General features: G+C 45.0%; 4 protein-coding genes. All 4 read left to right on the top strand.

The annotated features are described in order from the left end of the window. The first annotated feature begins 414 nt into the window (after positions 1–414). Positions 415–1,263, top strand: a complete 849-nt coding sequence (locus QZP87_RS03670; RefSeq protein WP_291321562.1) for a DUF6361 family protein — start codon at positions 415–417, stop codon at positions 1,261–1,263. Continuing rightward, a complete protein-coding gene (locus QZP87_RS03665) occupies positions 1,160–2,080 on the top strand; it encodes a transposase (protein WP_291321561.1) in 921 nt (306 codons plus the stop codon). The genes QZP87_RS03670 and QZP87_RS03665 overlap by 104 nt, the downstream gene beginning before the upstream one ends. A 98-nt stretch (positions 2,081–2,178) precedes the next feature. Continuing rightward, positions 2,179–2,382 (top strand): hypothetical protein, encoded by a 204-nt coding sequence (locus QZP87_RS03660; RefSeq protein WP_291321560.1) that lies wholly within the window; start codon positions 2,179–2,181, stop codon positions 2,380–2,382. 312 nt (positions 2,383–2,694) lie between these two features. Beyond that, on the top strand, positions 2,695–2,882 hold a 188-nt coding region (locus QZP87_RS03655), incomplete at its 3' end, for a hypothetical protein (RefSeq protein ID WP_291321559.1).

Below are 2,882 nucleotides of genomic sequence, written 5' to 3'. Positions count from 1 at the left end.
TTACTTTGATGAGCTTCAAAGATACTATGTTGTTACAGGCGCTGAACAGATAGAGATTCAGGCTTTCAAAACCTTAGATGATGGTAGTCAGGGACGCACCATTTCCAGGCTTTTTGAGTAGGTAACCATTCAGGGGGCAGGTGCCGGCCAGGGGACAGTCCCCGCGACACTTTTCCTGCACAAATACAAAAAGTACAGGCGCGAAATTTGTTGAATCTGCACAATCATTATATAGCGGGGACAGTCCCCAGGCCTTATACCAGGAACTACCATTGAGGACCCCCCTGAATGCTTACAGGTCAAAGTGCTTAGTGCCCTTCTGCAATTTGTGCAGGAAATGAGTTGAAGGAACTGTCTCGGGCAGGTTCCGGCATACCTTGAATATACTTAAAGCATCAGGCTTGGAGGATGATTATGTTCAACACATCAGGAAACCCGCTTCAGATAGGCTGGATCGATTATTCCCCGGAACATCGCCGTAAAGTCATGACAGTCCTTCAGTCCCTTGCTGCACCCGGGGCTGTTGATGAAATTGGAATCGGGCAGATAAGGGACGGATTTTCAAACAGGCTGTTCCCTGGTACTTCTACCATTCAGACCAGAGCCAAGTATTTCTTTTTAGTTCCTTATATTCTGATGGAACTGGAGAAGCAGAAAAACATCACCCCAAACGCTCTGATACAAAAGCTCAATAACATGGAACTGGAACTTATTGAACCGCTTTTGAAAAGTGGCGAAAAGGGCGTGATCGGAGAAACAGCCGGAAAAAACCTGAAACGCAAGCCATCCAGTGTTTATTGGAGCGGTTTGAAGACATTTGGTATTTTTCGGTATCCGCATCTGTCCCTTGAAGAGTACGCCAGGGCTGTGTGTGCAGTAAGAAGAGAAGACCTGAATATCAGATCCATGGGTGTTTCAGACGACGTCTCCAGCCAGGGAGATGATTCAGATGCAGCCGGAACTTCTCTGACCGGCGGGTTCTGGAGATGTCCGCCTCCACCTGAAAACTGGCGGGAGCATATCAGCATCCATTTAACATATGAAGAAGCCTTGCATCTAAGGGGAGATATAAGGGACAGGTTCTTTGAGTTGCCTTTTCTTCCAAATTCCGCTATATTCCCCTCAACCCAGCAACCACAAGCATTACTGGAGGTCCACCATGCCAAGAATAGCCAGGTTTATCCGAGAAAGCCAACTAACCGTATACCATGTTATATCCCGTACTGCTTTGCAGGGCCTGCCCATCAAGGACAAAGACAATGATTTTCTGCTTGGCCTGATCAAGAAGTTATCCCAGTTCTATTTTGTTGATGTGCTGGGATTCGCCCTAATGGGCAACCATTTCCACCTGGTAATCCGCATGTATCCTGAATCTGATCCGACAGACGATGAAATCAAGGAAAGGCTGCAGAAGTATTATGGAGATGAGCTTAATGTGACTGGGGTGCTTATATCCGACTACCGTAAAAGGCTGACCAACCTGGGGGCTTATGTAAAGGACATCAAGCAGGGGTTTACCAGGTATTTCAATAAGAAGTATGGCCGGAGGGGTTTCTTCTGGGGGGATAGGTTTAAAAGTATGATTGTCCAGGATGGTTTGAGCCTGGTTAATCTTCTGGCCTACATAGACCTGAATCCTATACGAGCCGGAATAGTCAAAAAGCCGGAAGACTACCGCTGGAGTTCACTTGGTTATCATGCCCAGACCGGAAACAAAGACGGATTCTTATCTATAGATTTTGGCCTCAAGGAATGGAACGAGCTGGACCACAAAGAGATTGTCCGCAAATACAGGCAGTTTGTGTATGAAACCGGCGCTGTGGATGCCGGCAAAGGCAAAACCATTGATCAAAAGGTTGTGGAAAAGGCCAGGAAGAAAGGCTACAAGATTTCCAGAGTAGAGCGCTTCAGGTACAGATGCCGGTATTTTACCGATTCTGGAGTCATCGGAGGCAAGGACTTTGTGCAGGAGGTGTTTGACCAGGTCAAGCACCTGCTTGGCTCCAAGGACGAGCGCAAATTTACTCCTGTCGGCGGTGTGGAGGGTTTGTATTCCATGAAGCGGCTTGGACAAACTTAATATAGGCTTAGTTGTGGGCGTTTTTGTTTGTGCTTGCCAAGTGGATTGGGATGTAATAATTATTTGCAAGCATGAGAACCGGACAAGGAGTTGTAGCCATGCAAGAAAATTTGCTTAGTCAAGCTGACTACATTACTGACCAGAGCGGGAATATAAAAAGCGTTGTTCTTGACTACCAGACCTTTAAAAAAATTGAAGATATTATAATTGATTATGGTTTGGGAAAAGCTATGGAAGAAGTACAGGACGACGAAGAGGTTGATCTTGAAGAAGCCATTAAGCTTACTGGGTATAGTAAGTGAAAATTGCCTACAAGAAAAAATTTTTGAAGGATGTCAACAAACTGCCAGACCATATTAAGAATGGAATTATGGATATTGCTTTTAAACAGATTCTTGAAATAGAGAACATCCAAGACTTCAGTTATTTAAAAAAAATAACAGGATTTAAGAATTTCTAACTTGCTGGTCTCAGAGACCTGGCCCCAATAGCGCTCCAGTAACACCCTTGTCCTTGACAAAGAGCCTTTTGAGGTATTTCAGGGTGAAGAATGCTGGATTCTGGCATGTTGGGGTTGAGTTAGGACTTTCTAAGAGGACTTATTGGCTTGCTGAATGAGCACGAAAATTGATATAGACAGGAATCATTTACACCCGCATATTGAATCGAGAATGCAACAACGCGGGGTGACATTCGAGGAAATAAAACAGGTCATGGCAGAAGGTTGGGAAGCAGCTGAATCCAAGCCTGGAACCTATGGAAAGATTATGGTTTTTGAATATGAATCATACTGGGAAGACTT

The organism is Desulfonatronospira sp., assembly GCA_003563255.1.
GTDB lineage: Bacteria > Desulfobacterota > Desulfovibrionia > Desulfovibrionales > Desulfonatronovibrionaceae > Desulfonatronospira.
This window is presented reverse-complemented; position numbering and strand designations above follow the sequence as displayed.